This window comes from Acidimicrobiales bacterium (genome assembly GCA_041394265.1).
Classification (GTDB): domain Bacteria; phylum Actinomycetota; class Acidimicrobiia; order Acidimicrobiales; family SZUA-35; genus JBBQUN01.
In genome coordinates, this window is the sequence record JAWKIO010000005.1 from 3,086,537 (window position 1) to 3,107,302 (window position 20,766).

The window sequence follows — 20,766 nt, forward strand, 5'->3', positions numbered from 1 at the left end:
TGTCTCATGCACCCCTGTCTCTGAACTTTGCTCTGCACCCGTGCCTCCGGCAATCCGGTTGCGAACAACCCTGTCCATTCGATCCATTCCGGCCGAGCCCACGAAGGAGGTGGCCCCATGTCCGTCGTCGACAACGTCACCGAACTGTTGGGCCCCGTGATCGACACCCTCGGCGTGGAGCTGATCGATGTCGAGTGGGTCGGATCGAGCCTTCGCATCGTGGTCGACGAAGCCGACGGCATCACCACCGATCGGCTGGCCGACGTCAATCGGCTGATCTCGCCGATCCTCGATCAGCACGACCCGGTCCCTGGCCGCTACACCCTCGAGGTGTCGAGCCCCGGCGTCGAACGCAAGCTGACCAAGCCGCTCCACTACGCCCGAGCCATCGGTGAAGACGTCGTCGTCAAGCTCGAGGCCGGCAACGAGCCCCGGCGAGTCAAGGGCCGCCTGAGCGCCTTCGACGAGGCGGCCGGCACGATCACGGTCGAGGCCGTCGAACTCGACGGTGTCGACCTGGCATCCCCCGAAACCCACCTGCTCGCGCTCGCCGACATCGCCAAGACCCGCACCGTCTTCGCCTGGGGTCCCACTCCCAAGATCGGCGGCCCCTCGGGAGCGAAGAAGGCGGCCAAGAAGTCGGCCGCCAAGGCGAAACCCGACCAGCGCACCGCCGGTCAGCCCCGGCCCGGTCAGCCCAAGGCCAAGAAGCAGCCCAAGGTCAAACAGCAAGACGAGCTCGACCCACCGCCGAGCTCGGAACCCCACCCGTCGTCAACACGAAGCGAGGCTTCTCGTCATGAGTAATGAGATGATCGATGCGCTCCAGGCGCTCGCCGAAGACCGTGGCATCTCGGTCGAGAAGCTGTTCGGCATCATGGCCAACGCCCTCGAGTCGGCCTACAAGCGCCAGCCCGACAGCTACGAATACAGCTGGGTCACCATCGACCCGGCCACGTTCGACATTCGCGTGTGGGCTCAGGAGATCGACGAAGACGGCGAGCCGTTCGGCGACGAATATGACGTCACCCCCGAGAACTTCGGCCGCATCGCCGCCCAGACCACCAAGCAGATCCTCATGCAGGGCATCCGCGAGGTCGAACGCGAGCAGAAATACGAGGAGTACGCGGGCAAAGAGGGTGAGATCGTCACCGGCATCGTCCAGCAGACCGACTCTCGCTACACCCTGCTCGACCTCGGTCGGGTCGAGGCGCTCCTGCCGCAGGCCGAACAGGTGTCGGTGGGCCCTCGGGCCGAGGCGGGCAGCCGCTTGAAGGCCTACATCGTCGAGGTCCGCAAGACCGCCAAGGGCCCGCAAATCGTGGTCAGCCGCACGCACCCAGGTCTGGTCAAGCGGTTGTTCGAACTCGAGGTTCCCGAGATCGCCGACGGCATCGTCGAACTCAAGGCCGTCGCCCGTGAACCCGGACACCGCACCAAGATCGCCGTGTGGTCTCACGACCAGAACGTCGACCCGGTCGGCGCCTGCGTCGGCGCTCGCGGTTCGCGCGTGCGCATGGTCGTGAACGAGTTGAACGGCGAGAAGGTCGACATCATCCCCTTCAGCGAGGACACCTACGACTTCGTGGCCAAGGCGCTGTCGCCGGCCAAGGTCAAAGAGGTCCGGATCCACGAAGACACCGGCACCGCCGAGGTCATCGTTCCCGATTTCCAGCTGTCGCTCGCCATCGGCAAGGAGGGCCAGAACGCCCGGCTCGCTCACCGCCTGACCGGTTGGCGCATCGACATCAAGTCCGAGACCCAGCTGGCCGAGGAGGCCCTCGGGATCGAAGACTACGACACCGAGGAATGGGCACAGGGCGAGTGGATCGTCGATCCCGAGACCGGTGAGCAGAAGTGGCAGCCGGCCGACGGCAGCGAGGCGATCTCGGCCGAAGAGTGGCACCAGGGCGGCGACATCATCATCGAGGCCGACGACGGCGACGACGCCGAGGTCGTGGCGGAATCGGAAGCCGACGCGGCCGAAGACGAGACCGGTGACGAGGCTGGCGATGACGCCGCCGGCGATGCCGAAGCCGTTGCCGAGGCGAGCGACACCGCTGCCGCCGACGAGGCTCCTGCCCCCGTCGACGAGGCTGCCGCCCCCGTCGAAGAGGCGACCGACGGCGAGGTGGTCGACGAAGAGGTCGCCGACGACTGAGTCGACGACGAAGCGTGCGAACCCCCGCACCTGCATCGGGTGTCGGGCGGTTCGCGATCGCGCCGAACTGGTGCGGATCCGGCTCGATGACCGCGGCGGCCCGGTGGTCGGAGCCGGAGGACGCGGCGCGTGGCTCTGCGCCGACACCTTGATCGGGTGCGTCGAGCAGGCAGCCAAACGTGGCGGCTTCGCTCGCGCCTTCCGCCGCCCGGTCTCGGGTGAGTTGATCGAGGTGTTGGTGACTGAACTCGGCATTGGCGTTCAACGTGGTACAACCGCACGGCCGGGGTAGGCTCTGAGTTCGTTTCGCGCTGCCGCCGTGGCCGCGTCCGGCTCACGATGAGCCGCCAACCCTCGAGGGTGAGATTTACCTGTGGCATCCAAAGTCCGCGTCTACGAGCTAGCGAGAGAACTGGGTCTCTCCAACGCGGAGACCCTCGAGTTGTGTGAGCAACTCGGCATCGGGGTGAAGAGCCACTCGTCGAGCATCGTCGAGGCCCAGGCGGACCGGTTGCGGCGCAAGGCGCACCGTGAAGGTCTCGTCCGTGACGTGGTCGAAGACGACGACAACGAGCCCGAGCCGGAACCCGAGCCAGAGAAGCCGGCCCCGCCGATCGCCAAGAAGGCTCGAGCGGTGAAGTCGACCGCCAGCGGCACCTCGGGCGGCGTCGTGTCGTCGGGCGGATCGCGCCCTGAGCCCGCCCGTCCGGCCAGCCCACCGCCGCCCCCGGCGGCTCGTCCTGCACCGCGCCCTGCGGCCGAGGCTCCAGCGCCAGCGCCAGCCCCGCCCGTCGAAGCTCCGGCCGCCGCTCCCGCCCCAGCGGCCGAAGCCCCTGCTCCCGTCGCCGAACCTGTTGTGGCGCCTGCGGCCGAGGCTCCTGCGGCGCCTGCGGCTGTTCCCGCTGCTGAAGCACCGGCGCCGGCGGTGGCCGACGCCGCACCGAAGGCGCCGCCACGCGCCCCGCAGCCTGCGCCGCCCGGGACTCGTCCGGCGGCCGACGGTCCGCCGTCGCCCCCGCGTACTCCGGGTGGTAAGCCAATTCCGCCTCCCCCCGGTCCGCCCCGTGGTCGTAGTGGCAAGCCCATCCCGCCGCCTCCCGGCGGTGGCAAGCCTCGTCCTGCCCCGACCCCCGGTCGTGGTGGCCCCGGTTCGGGTGGCTATCGCGGCGGCCCTGGTGGGGCGCGTCCCGCTCCCGGCGGAGCGCCTCCTGGCGGCCCCGGTGGGTTCCCCGGTCGTGGTGGCCCTCCCGGTGGTGGTGGTCGCCCCGGTGGTGGTGGCCGCCCCGGTGGTGGCGGTCCCAACCGCGGTCGCCCCCGTCGCAAGAGCCGTCGTCGTCGTTCCTCCGAGGAACTCACGCCGATGGATGTGCCCACCTACACCTCGTCCGATGCGTCGGTGCCCGAAGGTGTGGTCGTCATCGAGCGCGCCTCCACCGCTCAAGACCTCGGCTCGAAGCTGAACCGGACAGCGGCCGACGTCGTGCGCTTCCTGCTCATGAACGGTGAGATGGTCACCGGCACCCAGTCGCTCAACGACGAGATGATCCAGGCATTCGCCGACGACATCGGTGCCGAGATCCGCCTCGTCGACCCGGGTGAAGAGCAAGAGGTCGAGCTGTTGAAGCTGCTCGACATCGAACTCGACGAAGACGTCGACGACGACGTGCTCGCCGGCTACCCGCTGCGGCCGCCGGTCATCACGGTCATGGGCCACGTCGACCACGGCAAGACCCTGCTGCTCGACCGCATCCGTTCCGCCAACGTCATCGAGGGCGAAGCGGGCGGCATCACCCAGCACATCGGCGCCTACCAGGTCGACACCGATGGTCGAACCCTCACCTTCCTCGACACCCCGGGCCACGAGGCGTTCACCGCCATGCGAGCTCGCGGCGCCGAGGCCACCGACATCGTCGTGTTGGTCGTCGCCGCCGACGACGGCGTCATGCCCCAGACCCTCGAGGCCTTGCAGCACGCCCGGGCGGCCGAGGTGCCGATCGTGGTGGCCATCAACAAGATGGACCGCGAAGGTGCCGACCCCGACCGTGTCATGTCCCAGCTCGCCGAGCGCGAGCTCGTGCCCGAACAGTGGGGCGGCGACACCATCTACGTGCCGATCTCGGCCATGACCGGCGACGGCATCGACGACCTGCTCGAGAACCTCGCCGTGGTCGCCGAGCTCGAAGACCTGCGGGCCAACCCCAATGGTCGGGCCGTCGGCTCGGTGCTGGAGTCGCACCTCGACATCGGTCGTGGCCCGGTAGCTACGGTCATCGTCCAACAGGGCACCCTCTCGGTCGGCGACCCGATGGTCACCGGCGCCGCCTGGGGTCGGGTCCGTGCCCTCCTCGACGACAAGGGCGAGAACGTCACTACTGCGGGGCCGTCGAAGCCGGTCCAGGTGCTCGGCCTGTCCGACGTCGCCACCGCCGGCAATTCGTTCAGCGTTGCTCCCAACGAGAAGATCGCCTCCAAGGTCGCCGACACCCGCGAGCACTGGCAGCGCCTGGCCAGTCTCGGTCGTGATGCCTCGGCCACCGGTGGTGGCGCGAAGCTCGAAGACATCTTCAAGCAGATCCAGTCGGGCGAGACCGCCACGCTCAACCTCATCGTCAAGGCCGACGTCAACGGTTCGCTCGAGGCGGTCACCGACAGCCTGAAGAAGCTCGAGCGAGACGACGTCAAGTTGTCGTTCGTGCTGCGCGGTGTGGGCGGCATCTCCGAGAACGACGTCCAGTTGGCCGCAGCGACCAACTCGACCATCCTCGGTTTCGGCGTGCGTCCCGACCGCAAGGCTCGCGAGCTCGCCGAGCAGGAGAAGGTGGAGATCCGTAACTACGAGATCATCTACAAGCTCCTCGAAGACATCGAGAACGCGATGCTCGGCTTGCTCGCTCCGGAGTTCGAAGAGGTCGTCACCGGCGAAGCCGAGGTCCGCGAGGTCTTCCGGGTGCCCCGGGTGGGCGGGATCGCCGGTTGTTACGTCCTCAACGGCACCATCACCCGTGGCTCCAAGGTGCGCTTCCTCCGAGACGGCACCATCATCTGGAAGGGTGCGGTCAACTCGCTGCGTCGATTCAAAGACGACGTCCGAGAGGTCCAGTCCGGATTCGAGTGCGGCATCGGCCTCACCGACTTCCAAGATCTCAAGGAAGGCGACATCATCGAAACCTACGAGGAGCGGGAGATCCCCCGCACCTGAGTCGACGGACGGCTGTGCCTCGTTCTGCGGTGTCGCTGCATTCCGTCACCCTCTGCGCCGAGCTCCATCTGCCGGTCGCCCAATCGTTGAAGGCGAAGCGTTCGATCGTGCAGTCGATCGTTCGCACACTCGACGGATGGACCGGCGTCGGCGCGTCCGAAGTCGGACATCAAGACTTGTGGCAACGGACGGCCATCGGCATTGCGGTGGTGGGCAGCAGCGCCGCGTCGGTGGAGGAACGGGCCGATGCCGTCGAGCGCTACGTCTGGTCGCGACCTGACATCGAGGTCCTCGAGATCACCTGGTCGTGGTTGGGCTGACGGCCCGTCGCCGGTTGGCCTCCCGGCGCCTCGCTCGGTTGGGCCCAGGTAGGATCGTCAGCTCCCCGAGGAGCGAGGAACCACCATGGCGAAGCGATCGAGCGGAGGACGCAAGTCCCGACCGGCAACGAAGCGGCATTTCCCTCGCACGGCGCGTCTGAACTCGCTGCTGGTCGAGATCGTCGCCGACTACTTCGAGCGAGCCGACGATGATCGGTTCGGATTCCTCACCATCACCGGGGTCGAGGTCGACGCCGACCTCAACGTCGCCCAGGTCTTCGTGTCCACACTGGGAGGCGCGAGCGACGATGACGACGAGCTGCTCGAGGCGCTCGACAGCCACCGCAAGCCGGTCCAGCGGGCGATCGCCACCGAGGCGAAGCTGCGCAAGACGCCGATGGTCGTGTTCGAGTTCGATCAGGGCGTTCGCCACGGCGCCCGGGTCGAGGAGATCCTCGCCACGCTCGACCTCCACCCCGACACTGAGGTCGATGACACCGAGGTCGACGGCACTGGCACCGACGATCTCGACGGTGGCACCGACTGATGGCCCGCCGATCCAAGCGCCCGGACTCCGGGGTGTCGGGCTGCTGCATCATCGACAAGCCTGCCGGCATGACCAGCCACGATGTCGTCGACCGGCTGCGTCGTTCGCTCGGCACCCGCAAGGTCGGGCACGCCGGCACCCTCGATCCCGACGCCACCGGTGTGCTCGTGCTCGGGGTCGGCAAGGCCACCAAGCTGCTCCAGTTCGTCAGCGGCGCCGACAAGACCTACGAGTGCGAGGTCGTTTTCGGTACCGAGACCAACACGCTCGACGCTGCGGGCGAGGTGACGAGCCGCCACGACATGGCCGACCTCCGGCCCGAGCAGGTGGCCGAGGCCGCCGAGCAGTTCGTCGGCGACATCCTGCAGGTGCCACCCATGGTGTCGGCGATCAAGATCGACGGGAAGCGTCTCCACGAGCTGGCCCGTGAGGGCATCGAGGTCGAACGCGAGGCCCGACCCGTCACCGTCTTCTCACTGGCCACGGCAGCAACCGACGATCCGCTGGTCTACACCATGGCAGTCCACTGCAGCTCCGGCACGTACGTGCGCACGCTCGGGGCCGACCTGGGCACTGCACTCGGCGGCGGTGCCCACATTCGCGCCTTGCGCCGCCCGTCGGTGGGTCCGTTCACGCTGGCCGACGCCTCGACGCTCGACGAGCCGGTGCTCCTGCCGGTGGGCGAGATGCTGCGAGGCATGCCTCGGCTCGAGGTCGACGACGACGTGCTCGCGTTGGTGCGCAATGGTCGACCGCTGGGGGAGAGCGCCGGTTCCGGACGCTTCGCCATTTGCAACCATGCCGGCGACGTCGTCGCCATCTACGAGGCGGTCGATGGTCTGCTCAAACCCCTGAAGGTGCTGGCGCACTGACCAATTGTGCCGCCGGACCCCACTGCCGGTACCGTTTCCGTCCTGTGCAGGTGATCCGAGATCCGAAGTCGTGCCCATCGAATGGCCCTGGTCATGCGTTGACCATCGGCGCCTACGACGGCGTACACCAGGGGCACAGGGCGGTCATCGCTGCGACCCGGGCCATGGCGGCCGAGCGTGGCCTCCAGAGCGCCGTCGTCACCTTCGACCCCCATCCGGCCCAGGTGCTGCGGCCCGACTCGGCGCCCAAGCTGCTGACCGATCTCGACCAGAAGCTCGAACTGCTCGAAGCGAGTGGCGTCGACACCGTCGTGGTCGTGCCCTTCGACGCCGAACGAGCCGAGGAGACCGCCGAGGAGTTCGTCGTCAACGTCCTCGTCGACTGCTTGCGTGCGAAGGCCGTGGTCGTCGGTCATGATTTCCACTTCGGCAAGAACCGCGCCGGCAACGTCGACGTGCTCACGAAATTGGGCATCGAGCATGACTTCGTGGTCGAGGGCATCCAGCTGCTGCCTCGTCCCGACGGCAAGGTCGAATCCGTGTCGTCGACCGCCATCCGGCGAGCACTGGCCGGTGGTGAGGTGCGCACCGCCGCCGCACTGCTCGGGCGCAACCATGAGATCCGAGGTGTGGTCGTCGGCGGCGATCAACGAGGTCGCACCATCGGGTTCCCGACAGCGAACGTGGCGGTCCCGCTCGAGCGAGCCAAGCCGGCCGACGCCGTGTATGCGGGCTGGTACGTGCGCCCCGACGGCACCCGACACCCGGCGGCCATCAACATCGGCAAGCGGCCCACGTTCTACCAAGAGGCCGAGCATTCCTTGGTCGAGGCACACCTGATCGGGTTCGGCGGTGACCTCTACGGCGAGCTCGCCCGGGTGCAGTTCGTCGAGCTGATCCGGTCCGAGCAGCGCTTCGACGGCATCGAGGCGCTGAAGGCGCAGCTCGATCTCGACATCGCCAAAGCGATCGACATCCTGGCCCGCGACGAGCAGTCCTGACGCGCCGGCGTCAGCGAGCGATGCTGACGCGCCCTCGTCACGAGTGGAGGTCGGGGATCACCCCGCTAGCGTTGTCCGCCGCTGTGCGCGACGACCGGACACCCCGTCCGACGCGTGACACGGCCGGGCCAACGATCCCACACGCTTCGAGGAGCATTCCATCATGAGCAAGCCTGCCGCCAACCTGCCCAACAAGGCCGAGACCATCGCCAAGCACGCGCGCGGCGAGAACGACACCGGGTCGCCCGAGGTGCAGATCGCGCTCATGACGGATCGGATCAACCACCTGACCGCTCACTTGAAGGAGCACAAGAAGGACCACCACAGCCGTCGTGGCCTTCTGATGCTCGTCGGTCAGCGCCGTCGCATGCTCGACTACCTCGCCGGCATCGACGTCGAGCGCTACCGGGCGCTGATCGCCGAACTCGGCCTGCGCCGCTGATCCTCGCTCGCTCCTCACAACGAGGTTCCTGGGTCGGGCGACACGCTGTGTCGCTGGGCCGGGTGGCCCTTGCGCGGCCGATCCGCGTGGTTTCGACGCGCACCCGCTAGCCTCTGGAGGGTCGTCGGCATCGTGTCGGCGACGTTTGACGGTAGATCAGCGACCAGTTTCCGGCCCCTGAGCCCGCCCACCTCCTCCCGCCCGGCCTGACTGTTTCCCGCGTCGGTGCCGGTCGTTGACCCAGGTCAGCGATGAGCGCGCCCCGTTCGACCAGGTCGTAGCGGCGTCACGGATGGTCGTGCACGGTGCAGTGGCCGAAATCTGGGCTCTGGTCTGCCAGCCGCAGCGAGGGTCGCTGCGGCAGACGAGAAACCCAAGGAGGCTTCCTTGATGGAAGCGAAATCCGTAGCTGGAACCGTCACCGGTGGTGACGGTCCAGACATGATCCTGGAGACCGGCAAGCTGGCAGGACTCGCCAGCGGTGCGGTCACCGCTCAAATGGGCGACACCACCGTGTTGGTGGCCGCCACCGGGGCCAAGAACGTCCGCGACGGGATCGACTTCTTCCCGCTCACGGTCGACGTCGAGGAGCGTTCCTATGCAGCCGGCAAGATCCCCGGCTCGTTCTTCCGGCGTGAGGGCCGGGCATCTGATGCCGCCACCCTCACCTGCCGCCTGATCGACCGTCCGCTCCGTCCGTCGTTCCCCGACGACTTCCGCAACGAGACCCACATCGTGGTCACCGTGCTGTCGGCCGATCAGAAGAACCCGCACGACGTCCTCGCCATCAATGCGGCCTCGGCTGCCCTGATGGTGTCCGACGTGCCGTTCAACGGTCCGATCGGCGCCGTGCGTCTCGCCTACACCACCGATGGTGAATGGCTCCCGCATCCCACCTACCAAGAGGGCGACGAGTCGGTCTTCGAGGTCGTCGTCGCCGGGCGTGAGCTCGAAGACGGCAAGGTCGCCGTCATGATGGTCGAGGCCGGCGGCACCGAGGGCTCGTGGACCAAGTACGAGAACGGTGCCCCCAAGGTCGACGAGGCGGCGCTGGCGCAGGGTCTGCTCGAGGCCGAGCAGTACATCAAGGAATCCATCGCGGTTCAGAACCAGCTGGTCGAGGCCATCGGCGGCCGCCGAGCCCCGATGTCCTACCCGCAGCAGGCCGACTACACCGACGCCCAGATGGACGCCATCAAGGCCGCCGCCGAGGCCAAGCTCACCGAGGTCATGTCGATCGCCGACAAGACCGAGCGGGCCGATGCCGAGTCCGCCCTGCGCGACGAGGCCGTCGCCTCGGTCCTCGCCGATCTGGGTGACGACGCCGGCCGCGACACCGAAAAGCAGCTCAAGGCAGCCTTCCGCAGCCTGTCGAAGACCATCGTTCGTCGCCGCATCGTCGAGGAAGGCGCCCGTATCGACGGTCGTGGCCCGACCGATCTGCGGCCCCTGTCGGCCGAGGTCGGCATCCTTCCCAAGGTGCACGGCTCGGGCCTGTTCCAGCGGGGAGAGACCCAGGTCCTCAACGTCACCACCCTGGGCATGAAGCGCATGGACCAGATGATCGACGGCATCGATCCGGTCGAGCGCAAGCGCTACATGCACCACTACAACTTCCCGCCGTTCTCCACCGGCGAGACCGGCTTCATGCGGGGACCGAAGCGGCGTGAGATCGGCCACGGCCTGCTCGCCGAGCGGGCTCTTGTCCCGGTCATCCCCTCGCTCGAGGAATGGCCCTACACCCTGCGCCTCGTGTCCGAGGTGCTGTCGTCCAACGGCTCCACCTCGATGGCGTCGGTCTGTGGTTCGACCCTGTCGCTGATGGACGCCGGTGTGCCGATCAAGGCGCCCGTCGCCGGTATCGCCATGGGTCTGGTCTACGCCGAGGGCAAGTACACCACCCTCACCGACATCCTCGGCGCCGAGGATGCCTTCGGCGACATGGACTTCAAGGTCGCCGGCACCGCCGACTTCGTCACGGCCCTCCAGCTCGACACCAAGATCGACGGCATCCCCTCCGACGTGCTCGCTGCGGCCCTCAACCAGGCCAAGGACGCCCGTCTCCAGATCCTCGAGGTCATGCAGGGTGCCATCGCTGCGCCCCGTGACGACGTGCGTGAAGGTGCACCGAAGATCGTCAGCTTCGAGATCCCGATCGACAAGATCGGCGAGGTCATCGGCCCGAAGGGCAAGGTCATCAACGCCATCCAGGCCGAAACCGGCGCCGATATCAGCGTCGACGACGACGGCATGGTCGGCACGGTGTCGATCTCGTCGTCCGATTCGGGCGTGGTGGCCGAGGCCGAGCGTCAGATCCGTCTGATCCTCGACCCGCCCACCGCCGAGGTGGGGGCCACCTATCAGGGTCGTGTCGTGAACATCACCAAGTTCGGTGCGTTCGTGAACATCCTTCCCGGCCGTGACGGCCTGCTGCACATCTCCAAGATCGGTGGCGGCAAGCGGATCGACAAGGTCGAAGACGTCCTCGAACTCGGCCAACCGGTCGAGGTCGTGGTCGAAGACATCGACCCCAACGGCAAGGTGTCGCTGGCCATGGCCGGCGAAGCGCGGGCCCCGCGTGAGGCATCGTCTGACGATGCTCCGAGCGGCCGCTCGTCGTCCCGCTCGTCCGACGACGACGCCGACGCCGGCAGCGCCGAGTCGGTGTCGATGAGCTTCGACGAGGACTTTGCCGCCGACTTCGGTGATCTCGGTCCCGAAGGTGCGCCGGTGCCCGCCGAGGAGGATCGTCCCCGTCGTCGCCGTGGTGGTGGCGGTGGTCGCGGCCGTGGCCGCGGTCGCAACTGAGCCCATCGCTCGGCACGCCAACGAACTCGGCCCCTCGGCCCTCGTCCACCTCCGGGTGGGCGGGGGCCGAGCCCGTTTTCGGCATCTAGACTCGAGCCCATGACGATTCGCGTTGGCGTGTTGGGAGCCGGGGGCAGAATGGGCCAGGCGGTGTGCCAGGCCGTGTGTGCCGATCCCGACCTCGAACTCGTGGCTGCGGTCGATCCGAGCTTCGCCGGCATCGACGTCGGCGAGGTCACCGGTGTTCTCGGCTGTGGGTTCGAGGTGGCCGGGTCCGTCGAGGCGCTGAGCGAGGCCGGCGCCGACGTCGCCATCGACTTCACCCATCTCGACGCCACCCGGGCCAACCTCGAGTACCTGGGCGCAAACGGCATTCATGCCGTCGTCGGCACCTCCGGGTTCACCGAAGACGACCATGTCGAGATCGCCTCGTGGTTCACCTCGTCGAACTGTCTGATCGCACCGAACTTCGCGATTGGCGCCGTGCTGATGATCCGCTTCGCCGAACTGGCGGCACCGTTCTTCGACACCGCCGAGATCATCGAACTCCACCACGACAACAAGATCGATGCGCCGAGCGGCACCGCCGTCGGCACGGCCGAACGAATGGCGAAGGCCTCGCCACAGTGGGCTGTCGATCCCACCAAGCACGAGACCATCGCCGGCGCTCGTGGCGCGAAGGGTCCGGCCGGGATCCCCATCCACTCGGTCCGGATGCGAGGCATGGTGGCCCACCAGGAAATCCTGCTCGGCGCCGCGGGCCAGACGCTCACCCTGCGCCACGATTCCTACGACCGCTCGTCGTTCATGCCCGGCGTTGTGCTCGCCACCAAACGTGTGGGCGACACGCCCGGGTTGACCATCGGACTCGACGGGGTGCTCGGCCTGTGAGTCGCTGGCGGTCGCCCGGCCGGCGTGATGCCGACGGAGCGGCCGAACAGGTCGCGCCGGCGCCACCGCCGACCCCCGCTCCGCCCGCCCGGCCATCAGACCGCTCCTCCGCGCCCGAGCGCGAGGCCGACGCCACGTGGGCCCCGCCTGCGGTGCCGGCCCGGCCCTCGGGTGTGTCGTCAACGTCGCATGCGCAGCACGGCAGGCCCTCGACTGATCAGCCGGCGGTCCGTGAACTGGGCGACGAACTGTTGCGCCAGGCCGAGGCGCAGCGCCACGACCTGCCGCCCATCGTCGACTTCGACCAAGACGAGATCGAGGCGGTGTTGCGCCGAGCCAGTCAGCTCGGGGCGCACACGCACGCGAACCCGGCCGAGCTCGACTCGGCCACTCTCGCCGAGATCGCCGCCCAGGTTGGTATCCCGGCCTCGGCGGTGGCAGCAGCGGTGGCTGAGCGCAGGGTCGGCATCGACACCGACGCCTCGTGGCTCGATCGCCTGATCGGGCCCGACCAGATCTGGGCGGGCCGCCAATCGGCCGAGTCCAGCGAGCAGTCGACCGAACGAGTCGCCGAGTGGCTCGAGCGGGGCCACGGATTGCGGCCACGGATGACCGATGACGGCGTCGTGATCGCCACTCGTCGATCCGGACTCGCAGGCTCGGTGGTACGAACGGTCCGTTCGGCCCAGGGCAAGGGTGGCCTCGGAAAGGTCCGCGAAGTGCGGGCCACCTCGGTCTCGATCAGCGGCGATGCCCGAGGCGATGGCATGCGTGACGCTTCCGACAGCGACTACGCCGTCGGGTCGAACGTCGGTCACGGGGGAGCGGTGGCGCTGGTAGCCGACATCTCGGACCGGCGGGTCTCGGCCATGGCTGGCGGGGGTGCGGTCACGGCGGTCGGCACCCTCACCGTCGGCACGTTGGCGCTCGTCACCACGCCGGTCGTGTTGGCGGCGCTCCCGGTCGTTGCCGGCGCCGGTGTGCTCACCTCGCGGCTCGTGTTCCGCCCGACGGTCCGGCGGGTCCGCAACGAGCTCGACTACACCGCCGACCAGATCGCCCGAGGCAAGGAAGCGCCGTCGCTGCTCGGCGACCTCGCCACTCCGATCACCGACCGCCTCCGCCGCCGCTGACCCGTTCTGTGCGTCAAACACCTCGCGATCCCCGTTCTGTGCGCCAAACTTCCCGGCTGCGGGAACTCTGGCGCACAGAACGGGTGGGGGCGGTGAGAATGACCCACAGAAGGTGGCCTACGGTGCGGCGATGACCTCGACGTCGAGTGGCACCCTCGTCCGACAGCTCGGCCTCGGTGGTGCCGTCGTCACCGGGCTGGGGTCGATCCTCGGGACGGGCGTCTTCGTCTCCATCGCCATCGCTGCCGGCGAGGCCGGCGCCTGGGTGATGTTGGCAGCGCCGCTCGCGGCGCTGGTGGCGATCGGGAACGGGATGTCGTCGGCTCAGCTCGCCGCCGCTCATCCGGTGGCCGGCGGGACCTACGAGTACGGCTATCGCTACCTGCACCCGTGGGCGGGCCACGTGGCAGGCGTACTGTTCCTCACCGCCAAGTCGGCGTCGGCTGCCACCGCGGCGCTCGGCTTCGCCACCTATCTCCTCGCCCTGATCGGTGTCGACGACGGCTGGCGAGTTCCCATTGCCGTTGCCACGGTCGTGGCGGTGACCGCCCTGGTCATTGCCGGTGTTCGTCGGACCACCACGGTCAACCTGGTGCTGGTGGCGCTCACCATCGGTGCCCTGCTGGTGTTCGTCGTCGGTGGGACGGTCAGCCTCGCGACCGACGACCTCGACCCGGCTCGTCTCGACATGTCGGGCTTCGCTGCGTGGTGGCGAGTCCTGCCCGAGGCGACCGCCCTGATGTTCGTCGCCTACACCGGCTACGGGCGGATCGCGACCCTGGGTGAGGAGGTGCGGGATCCTCGACAGACGATTCCAAGGGCCGTGATCGCGACCCTTGCGGTATCGGCCCTGCTGTACACGAGCGTCGCGGTCGTCGGGTGGCGGCTCGGTGGCATCGAGTGGCGGGTCGACGGTGCCGACGGTGAGCGGATCAACGCGCCGCTCGCTGCCCTGCTCGACGGCCCAGTGGCGCGAGTCATCGAGCTCGGTGCTCTTGCAGCCATGGTCGGCGTACTGCTCAACCTGGTGCTCGGCCTCTCCCGGGTCTGGCTCGCGATGGGCCGCCGCCGAGATCTTCCGCACGCGCTGGCCACGCTCGACGACCAACAAAATCCGACGCTGGCGGTCGTGGTCACCGGCGTGGTGGTCGGCGCCATCGCGCTGCTCGGCGACCTTCGATTGGCCTGGAGCTTCTCGGCGTTCACGGTCTTGCTCTACTACGCCGTCACCAACGCGGCCGCCCTGCGGCTACCGGCGGCGGACCGATGGGCGCCGCGCTTGCTGTCGTGGTTCGGCCTGGCGAGCTGCGCGTTCCTCGCCTTCTGGGTCGACGGGCGTGCGCTGGCGATGGGTGCTGCCCTCGTGACGGTGACTGTGCTCGGACGGATCGCCACGCAGCGGTTCGGAGCGCGACCCTCGGACCAGCGGTAGCGATCAATCTGGTTGACATCGGCTTCGCCACGAATACACTGCCGAACAGCATTTCGAGTGGCCCCAGTAGGGGTCCGGCAACCTGGGATGGACACCCAAGGTGCCTGCTCACTCACCGGCGTGGCAACACTCCGGCGGGGAGCGATGTGGCCAAGGCTCGCTTCGAGCCGAAGCAACAAAGTGTCGGTAGCAACCTCACAAGGCGTGGCGAGACCACACGGGTGTCCACTCCAACGGCAAGGAGTTCGTGACATGACCAATCAACCGACCGACGATCCGGCCACGAGTGCACCGGCCACCACCGGGCAGGCCACGACGGCGATCACCGCCGGGCGCCAGCACAACGGTGCAGCGCTGTCGACGCCGCTGTACTCGAGCACGATCTACCGCCCCGAGTCGGTCAAGGAAGCCCGCAAACTGGCGCAACAGCCGAAGCCGCCCGAGTTCTACGGCCGCCACGGCAATCCGTCGGTCGCCGCGTTCGAGAGCGCCGTGGCTGAACTCGAAGGTGCCGACGCCGCCCGAGCCTTCTCGTCGGGAATGGGAGCGGTCACCGGTGTGATCCTGGCGCTGTGCTCGGCAGGCAGCCACATCGTTGCCTCTCGTCAGCTCTATGGCGGCACCCGGGCGTTCCTCGAGAACGCCTGCCCCCGCTTCGGGATCGAGGTCACGTTCGTCGACGGGACCGAGCCCGGCGCCCTCACTCGCGCCGTCATCCCGGGCAAGACCACGCTGGTCGTCGCCGAGACGCCGGCCAACCCACGGCTCGATCTCGTTGACCTCGATGAGCTCGGTGCCATCGCCGGTCCGTTCACCCTCGTGGACTCCACGGTCGCCACCCCACTCGGACAACAACCCCTCGCCCACGGGGTCGACCTCGTCCTGCATTCCGCCACCAAGGGCATCGGCGGCCACAATGATGCGCTCCTCGGTGTGGTCGCCGGTGAGCACGACCTGATCGACTGGATCTCGGGTTTCGGCAACCTTCACGGCGCCTGTGCCTCGCCCGCCGAGGCCGTCAACGGATTGCGCGGCCTGCGCACTCTGTCGGTTCGCCTTCGTCAGCAGGCCGAAACGGCACAGGCACTCGCCGAGGCGCTCGAGGCCCACGATGCGGTGTCGGCGGTGTGTTACCCCGGCCTCGCCTCGCACCGGCAGTTCGATCTGGCCAAGCGGCAGCTGCAGAGCTTCGGGGGCCTCGTCACCTTCGATCTCGCCGACGGGTTCGCCGCCGGCACGTCGTTCATCGAGGGACTCCAGCTCGCCGTGCACGCCGTGTCGTTCGGCGGCCCTGAAACCCTGGCGTGCCACCCGGCGTCGACCACCCACGCCATCCTCGACGAGGACCAGCTGGCCGATGCCCAGATCGGCATGGGCACGATCCGGCTGAGCTGCGGGCTCGAGTCGACCGACGACGTGATCGCCGACATCATCGGGGCCATCGACCGGATCGGCTGACTGCCCGGCCTGGCGCCTGGTCGCTCGGTCAGTTGCCGATCTCGAGCGGCACCGATGGCGGCCCATCGGTGAGAAGCCGACGCAGGAGCGACCCCATGTCGTGGGGAGCGAAGCGGTCAACGCCTCGCTCCACCTGGTCGATCGACCACCAGCGAGCGCCGGCCAGGAACTCGGCGCGCAGCTCCTCGGCGGTCATCGACGGAGCGAGTTCGGTCGACTGTGCCCGCGCCGTGAAGTAGTGCTCGTGCTGGCCGTCGAAACCGGCCATGCGATCGAAGATGGCGGTGCGCAGCCACACCGGGCCGACCAGCGGTCCGTGCGCCAGGCCGGTCTCCTCATCGATCTCGCGGCGCGCCGCCTGCTCGGGTGTCTCGCCGGGTTCGATGCCGCCGCCGGGCATGGCCCAGATCGAGCCGCCGGGCCAGGCGAACTGGACGAGCAGCACCCGGTCGTCGGGGTCGAACAAGATGACTCGCGCCGCCCGACGTAGTGGAAGGCCCCGGGGTCCGGTGATGCTCATTGGTCGGCGCTGGGTCCGTCGGTGCTGGGTCCGTCGGTCGCGCCGGTTTCGTCGCCATCGAGCTCGTCCTCGAGGTGGACGAGGTTCTTGAGCTCGGAGTTGTCACCACGGAACTCGCCGAACACGGTCCACGCCACGGCGAGTACCGAGACGATCAGGAGCGGGGTGCGGTACCTGCCGATCCACTCCGTGATTCCGCCGATCTCGGACTCGAAGTACGAGCTGAACTGTCGCACCAACACCAGGCGGGCGACGGTGCCGGTGATGTTCGCGACCATGAAGGTACGGACCTTCACGCCGCTCGCACCGGCGAGGGCGCAGATGATGTTGTTCGGCATGAGGAAGATCAGGGGCGCCGAGTAGCGACGGAAGAAGGCGGCGCCGTCGTCGATGAGCGGTCCGTAGGTCTTGGACTTGCGGCCGACCCACGCGATCGCCTTGTCACCGAACCACAACCCGAGCAGGTAGTTGACCGGGTCCGACGCCACGAGTCGCAGGAAACCCACGAGGTAGTAGCTGAGCGTCGAGACCTCGTTGCTGACGAGCGCGAGGTAGCGATTGCGAGGCGTGAGCGCCATCAGGAGCAGGGGGTGAGGCTCGACCAGCTCGACCCAGATGGCGTCGCCGACCCAACCAGCCACCAATGAGGCGATCGAGATGGCGATCGCCACGGTGACGATGGACTTGGCCGGTGGATGCCCTGGTCGGAAGAATCGAGACTCGCTCACCGGGGCCAGTGTCGCACGACCGGACCGGATCGCCTCGCACGGGGCGATCGACGGTGCCGAGCTACCGCGTCCGGTAGGCCGGCACCGTCGATGCGAGGCGGGCGGCGGCCGCACATGTTGGAGCGAGCGTCAGCCGCCTGTGTTGGAGCGGGCGGCGGCCGCTTGTGTTGGAGCGCAAGCGTCAGCCGGCGGGTGGGGGCGACGACGAGTCGGGGCACCAGTTGCCGTGGAAGCCGAGCGGGACTCGCTGGGGCATAGTGATGACGGCGACGGCCGGCTCGTCGAAGTTGGCGGCGTCGATGATGTGGAGTTCGGAGGTGTCGGTGGCGCGGTCGTGCACCATCGACAGGATCCAGCCGTCGTCTTCGGCGGTCGAATCCGCCTTCGGGACGAACACGGGCTCGGCGCCCCCCTTGTCGCCACCCACGTCGTGGATCGACACGGTCCCCGTGGTGTAGTCGGTCTTGTAGAGGCCGGTGTGGTCGAACCTCGGCGCAGCTTCGGTGCCGAGCGAGACCACCCCGGCGGTGTAGCCGAAGCGGTGTTCGCGGGTGCCGACCCGGGGATCGTGGCGGGGGAACTCGTGGGCGCGATCGTCGATGCGTTCCTCGGCGACGGTGCGCCGAGCGGGGTCGATCGTCCACCGGTCGAGTGTGGGCATGGCGTCGCCGAACGGGCCCAGCCGGTCGGTCGCCATCATCCGCTTATAGCGGCAGAGGTCGACCACGATCCGTCCCGCGTGGTCTTCGTAGGCATTGAGCGGGTGGAAGACGTAGCACGGCTCGACGTCGCACCACACGATGGCGCTGGGGTCATAAGCGTTCGCCCCGGTGCGCGGGAGCAGCCCGACGCGTGCCGGGTAGTCGTTGTTCCACGCAAAGGGGAAGGGGTAGCCCTTGGCAGCGACATCGAGATCGACGCCAACCGGGAGGTCGTAGACCAGCGCCCAGTTCGGGGTGAGCGACATGTCATGCACCATCGGCATCCCGTCGACGGGCACCTCGACGGTGCGCGACACGCGACCGTCGGAACCGACGACGACATAGTGGAGGAGCAGGCCGCGGTCGGTGAAGAGATCGGGCCAGGCGTAGCACATGGCGTGCATCTCACCGGTGGCCGGGTCGAACTTCGGGTGGGCGGAGAACGGCCCTTGGAGCGTGCCCTCGAAATCGTTGCGGGCGATGGTGTCGAGCTCGTAGCTGAGTTCGGTCGGGGTGCCGCCGGCCTCGACCATGGCCCAGGTCTTGCCGGCGAACGTGCCGACGTTGGTGTTCGGGCCGTGGGCCGTACGGCCACCGAAGGCCGGTCCTCCCGGCGGCTCTTCGCCGAGGACACCGGCCACGTGGTCGGCCCGGACGTAGCGATTGCGGTACCACTCCGCCTTGCCGCCCCGCAGACGCAGACCGTGGACCATGCCGTCACCCAGGAACCAGTGGTGGCGAGTGGGGTCAACTGCCTCGATCGGATTCGGACCATTGCGTAGCCAGCGACCCTCGAGGTCGGCGGGGATCGTACCCAGCACGGGCAGGTCGAAGGCAGTGACCTCCTCGGTCACCGGGCGGGTGGCGTCGGAGAGGTAGGGATTGGCGGCGTACGCCGATGCGTGGGTGTTCGAGTCGAGAGTGGTCATGGTCGATCCATTTTCGGCGAGGTGGTGACGGGCACGTGAACAGGTGTCAACCCAGCCAAGTCCTTCGGTGCACACTTGTCAACCAAAACCTCGTCGCCGGGTAGGGTGAAGCGCATGCCACCCTCCACGCGCGATCGCCTGCTCACGGCCGCCGTCGACCTCCTCATCGAGAAGGGATCGTTCGATCAGGTCAGCCTGCGGGCCATTGCCTCCGGTGCCGGTGTCAGCCCCACGGCGGTGTATCGGCACTTCGCCGATCATGCGGCCCTCCTCGACGCTGTGGCTGCCTGGTGCTGGGAACAGTTCGACGCCGCCGTCTTCGGCCACGAGCTCGACCCTGTCGGCGCCGACCCGGCCGACTACTTCCTCCGGTGCGGACAGGGTTTCATCGCCTTTGCCCGTGAGTACCCCGGGATCTATCGAGTGCTGATGGACCAGCGTTTCGATGATGTGAACCGAGTCGACGACGGGCGGGTGGTGTTCGCCAAGCTGGTCGACGCCGTGGCGCGGATCCTCGCTGTCAATGGCGACCACCGAGACCCCGAACTCGTCGCGCTGCTGGTGCACACCTGGATCCACGGCATCGCCACCCTGCACCTCCCGCCGGTCGCGGGTGAGCCCAGCGCCGACGACCTGCTGTCGGAACTGGGATGCGCGCTCGGCCTGGTCTGCCGGCCGGCGGCGGTGGTGGGCGACGGCTCGGGCATCGGCGGTCGCCAGTAGAGTCCCACCGTGTCCCTTCCGCCGACCACCAACGCGCCAAGCGACACCCCGATGGTCGGAGGCGAGGACCGGTTCGCCGACGAGGAACTTCCTCCGCAGCCAAGGGTCTCGGGTGAGCGGCAGTGGGGATTCCTCCGTCGCCCAGGGTGGATCGCATCGCACGTCTTCGCGGCCACGGTGATCGTGGCGATGATCGCGCTCGGGTTCTGGCAGCTCGATCGGCTCGACCAGCGCCGAGCCACGAATGCCCAGGTTGCCGCCCACGCCGAGGCCAATCCGATGTCGATCGCCGAGGCGCTCGCCCGGCCCGAGGCCGAGCGAGAGTTCACGGCGATCACGGACACCGGGGCCTTCGTCGATCCCGAGCTGGTGAGGGTGGCCAACCGCAGCCAGGACGGCGCCGCCGGCGACTGGGTGATCGGGTTGTTCCGAACCGACGACGGACTGAACGTGCTGGTGAATCGCGGGTTCCTGACCCGCGACGAGGAAGCCGCGGTGCCTGCCGACGGGCCGCTCGTCGGGTGGCTGCGGGAGTCCCAGACTCGGACCTCGAGCCTCGGCGCCGTCGATCCGGGTGACACGTTCCGAGTGCCACGGCTCGACGTTGCGGCGATCGCGAAACGAGGGGTCGATGCCGGCGAAATCGACGGCCCGGTGGCACCGATGTGGGTGCAGATGGCGGCGCCCGAGCGTGCGTATGCGCCAGATGCACAGCAGGTCGGTACGCCGCTCGTGCCCGATCCCGTCCCGCTCCCCCCGCTCGACGAGGGATCGCATCTGTCGTACGCGATGCAGTGGTTCACGTTCTCGATGATGGGGGCGTTCGTGTACGGCCTCATCCTCCTGCGCAAGGCAGGCGAGCGCAGCGAGTGATCGCCGCTCCTCGCTGCGCTCGTCGCTT

18 protein-coding genes and 1 riboswitch are annotated in these 20,766 nt (G+C 68.3%); of the genes, 15 read left to right on the forward strand and 3 right to left on the reverse strand.

What is annotated here, in order from left to right; genetic code table 11:
* The first annotated feature begins 117 nt into the window (after positions 1 to 117).
* From rimP to R2733_15235, 13 genes are all read left to right on the forward strand, one after another.
* Complete coding sequence (gene rimP / locus R2733_15175) at positions 118 to 807, forward strand: ribosome maturation factor RimP (protein MEZ5377847.1); 690 nt, start codon at positions 118 to 120, stop codon at positions 805 to 807.
* The gene (gene nusA / locus R2733_15180; protein ID MEZ5377848.1) at positions 800 to 2,161 is read left to right on the forward strand and encodes a transcription termination factor NusA; all 1,362 of its coding nucleotides are present in this window, start codon (positions 800 to 802) and stop codon (positions 2,159 to 2,161) included. The genes rimP and nusA overlap by 8 nt, the downstream gene beginning before the upstream one ends.
* 373 nt (positions 2,162 to 2,534) lie before the next feature.
* The gene (infB, locus tag R2733_15185; GenBank protein ID MEZ5377849.1) at positions 2,535 to 5,360 is read left to right on the forward strand and encodes a translation initiation factor IF-2; all 2,826 of its coding nucleotides are present in this window, start codon (positions 2,535 to 2,537) and stop codon (positions 5,358 to 5,360) included.
* 29 nt (positions 5,361 to 5,389) lie between these two features.
* The gene (locus tag R2733_15190) at positions 5,390 to 5,680 is read left to right on the forward strand and encodes a DUF503 domain-containing protein (protein ID MEZ5377850.1); all 291 of its coding nucleotides are present in this window, start codon (positions 5,390 to 5,392) and stop codon (positions 5,678 to 5,680) included.
* 85 nt (positions 5,681 to 5,765) lie between these two features.
* Positions 5,766 to 6,227 (forward strand): 30S ribosome-binding factor RbfA, encoded by a 462-nt coding sequence (rbfA, locus tag R2733_15195; GenBank protein MEZ5377851.1) that lies wholly within the window; start codon positions 5,766 to 5,768, stop codon positions 6,225 to 6,227.
* Positions 6,227 to 7,099: a tRNA pseudouridine(55) synthase TruB gene (gene truB / locus R2733_15200; GenBank protein ID MEZ5377852.1), complete on the forward strand. Its 873-nt coding sequence runs from the start codon at positions 6,227 to 6,229 to the stop codon at positions 7,097 to 7,099. Before rbfA ends, truB begins: the two co-directional genes overlap by 1 nt.
* A gap of 44 nt (positions 7,100 to 7,143) precedes the next feature.
* Positions 7,144 to 8,100, forward strand: a complete 957-nt coding sequence (locus R2733_15205; protein ID MEZ5377853.1) for a bifunctional riboflavin kinase/FAD synthetase — start codon at positions 7,144 to 7,146, stop codon at positions 8,098 to 8,100.
* Positions 8,101 to 8,263: 163 nt separating this feature from the next.
* The gene (gene rpsO / locus R2733_15210) at positions 8,264 to 8,542 is read left to right on the forward strand and encodes a 30S ribosomal protein S15 (GenBank protein MEZ5377854.1); all 279 of its coding nucleotides are present in this window, start codon (positions 8,264 to 8,266) and stop codon (positions 8,540 to 8,542) included.
* A gap of 441 nt (positions 8,543 to 8,983) precedes the next feature.
* The gene (locus tag R2733_15215) at positions 8,984 to 11,350 is read left to right on the forward strand and encodes a polyribonucleotide nucleotidyltransferase (GenBank protein ID MEZ5377855.1); all 2,367 of its coding nucleotides are present in this window, start codon (positions 8,984 to 8,986) and stop codon (positions 11,348 to 11,350) included.
* 99 nt (positions 11,351 to 11,449) lie between these two features.
* Positions 11,450 to 12,241, forward strand: coding sequence for a 4-hydroxy-tetrahydrodipicolinate reductase (gene dapB / locus R2733_15220; protein ID MEZ5377856.1), 792 nt, complete (start codon positions 11,450 to 11,452; stop codon positions 12,239 to 12,241).
* The gene (locus R2733_15225) at positions 12,238 to 13,374 is read left to right on the forward strand and encodes a hypothetical protein (GenBank protein ID MEZ5377857.1); all 1,137 of its coding nucleotides are present in this window, start codon (positions 12,238 to 12,240) and stop codon (positions 13,372 to 13,374) included. The genes dapB and R2733_15225 overlap by 4 nt, the downstream gene beginning before the upstream one ends.
* Positions 13,375 to 13,504: 130 nt before the next feature.
* Positions 13,505 to 14,806, forward strand: a complete 1,302-nt coding sequence (locus tag R2733_15230) for an APC family permease (GenBank protein ID MEZ5377858.1) — start codon at positions 13,505 to 13,507, stop codon at positions 14,804 to 14,806.
* Positions 14,807 to 14,849: 43 nt separating this feature from the next.
* A riboswitch (SAM-I-IV-variant riboswitch) is annotated at positions 14,850 to 14,996 on the forward strand.
* 62 nt (positions 14,997 to 15,058) lie between these two features.
* Positions 15,059 to 16,264 carry a PLP-dependent aspartate aminotransferase family protein gene (locus R2733_15235; protein ID MEZ5377859.1) on the forward strand — a complete coding sequence of 402 codons (1,206 nt, stop codon included), beginning with the start codon at positions 15,059 to 15,061 and terminating at the stop codon, positions 16,262 to 16,264.
* Positions 16,265 to 16,292: 28 nt separating this feature from the next.
* On the opposite strand, the gene R2733_15240 is transcribed toward R2733_15235, so the two are convergent.
* The 3 genes from R2733_15240 to R2733_15250 form a co-directional block, all read right to left on the reverse strand.
* Complete coding sequence (locus tag R2733_15240; protein MEZ5377860.1) at positions 16,293 to 16,784, reverse strand: NUDIX domain-containing protein; 492 nt, start codon at positions 16,782 to 16,784, stop codon at positions 16,293 to 16,295.
* The gene (locus R2733_15245; GenBank protein MEZ5377861.1) at positions 16,781 to 17,512 is read right to left on the reverse strand and encodes a hypothetical protein; all 732 of its coding nucleotides are present in this window, start codon (positions 17,510 to 17,512) and stop codon (positions 16,781 to 16,783) included. The genes R2733_15240 and R2733_15245 overlap by 4 nt, the downstream gene beginning before the upstream one ends.
* Positions 17,513 to 17,693: 181 nt before the next feature.
* Positions 17,694 to 19,142 carry a carotenoid oxygenase family protein gene (locus R2733_15250; protein MEZ5377862.1) on the reverse strand — a complete coding sequence of 483 codons (1,449 nt, stop codon included), beginning with the start codon at positions 19,140 to 19,142 and terminating at the stop codon, positions 17,694 to 17,696.
* A 114-nt stretch (positions 19,143 to 19,256) separates the two neighbouring features.
* On the opposite strand from R2733_15250, the gene R2733_15255 reads away from it, so the two are divergent.
* Positions 19,257 to 19,865, forward strand: a complete 609-nt coding sequence (locus R2733_15255) for a TetR/AcrR family transcriptional regulator (GenBank protein ID MEZ5377863.1) — start codon at positions 19,257 to 19,259, stop codon at positions 19,863 to 19,865.
* A 9-nt stretch (positions 19,866 to 19,874) separates the two neighbouring features.
* Complete coding sequence (locus R2733_15260; GenBank protein ID MEZ5377864.1) at positions 19,875 to 20,738, forward strand: SURF1 family protein; 864 nt, start codon at positions 19,875 to 19,877, stop codon at positions 20,736 to 20,738.
* Positions 20,739 to 20,766 lie beyond the last annotated feature (28 nt).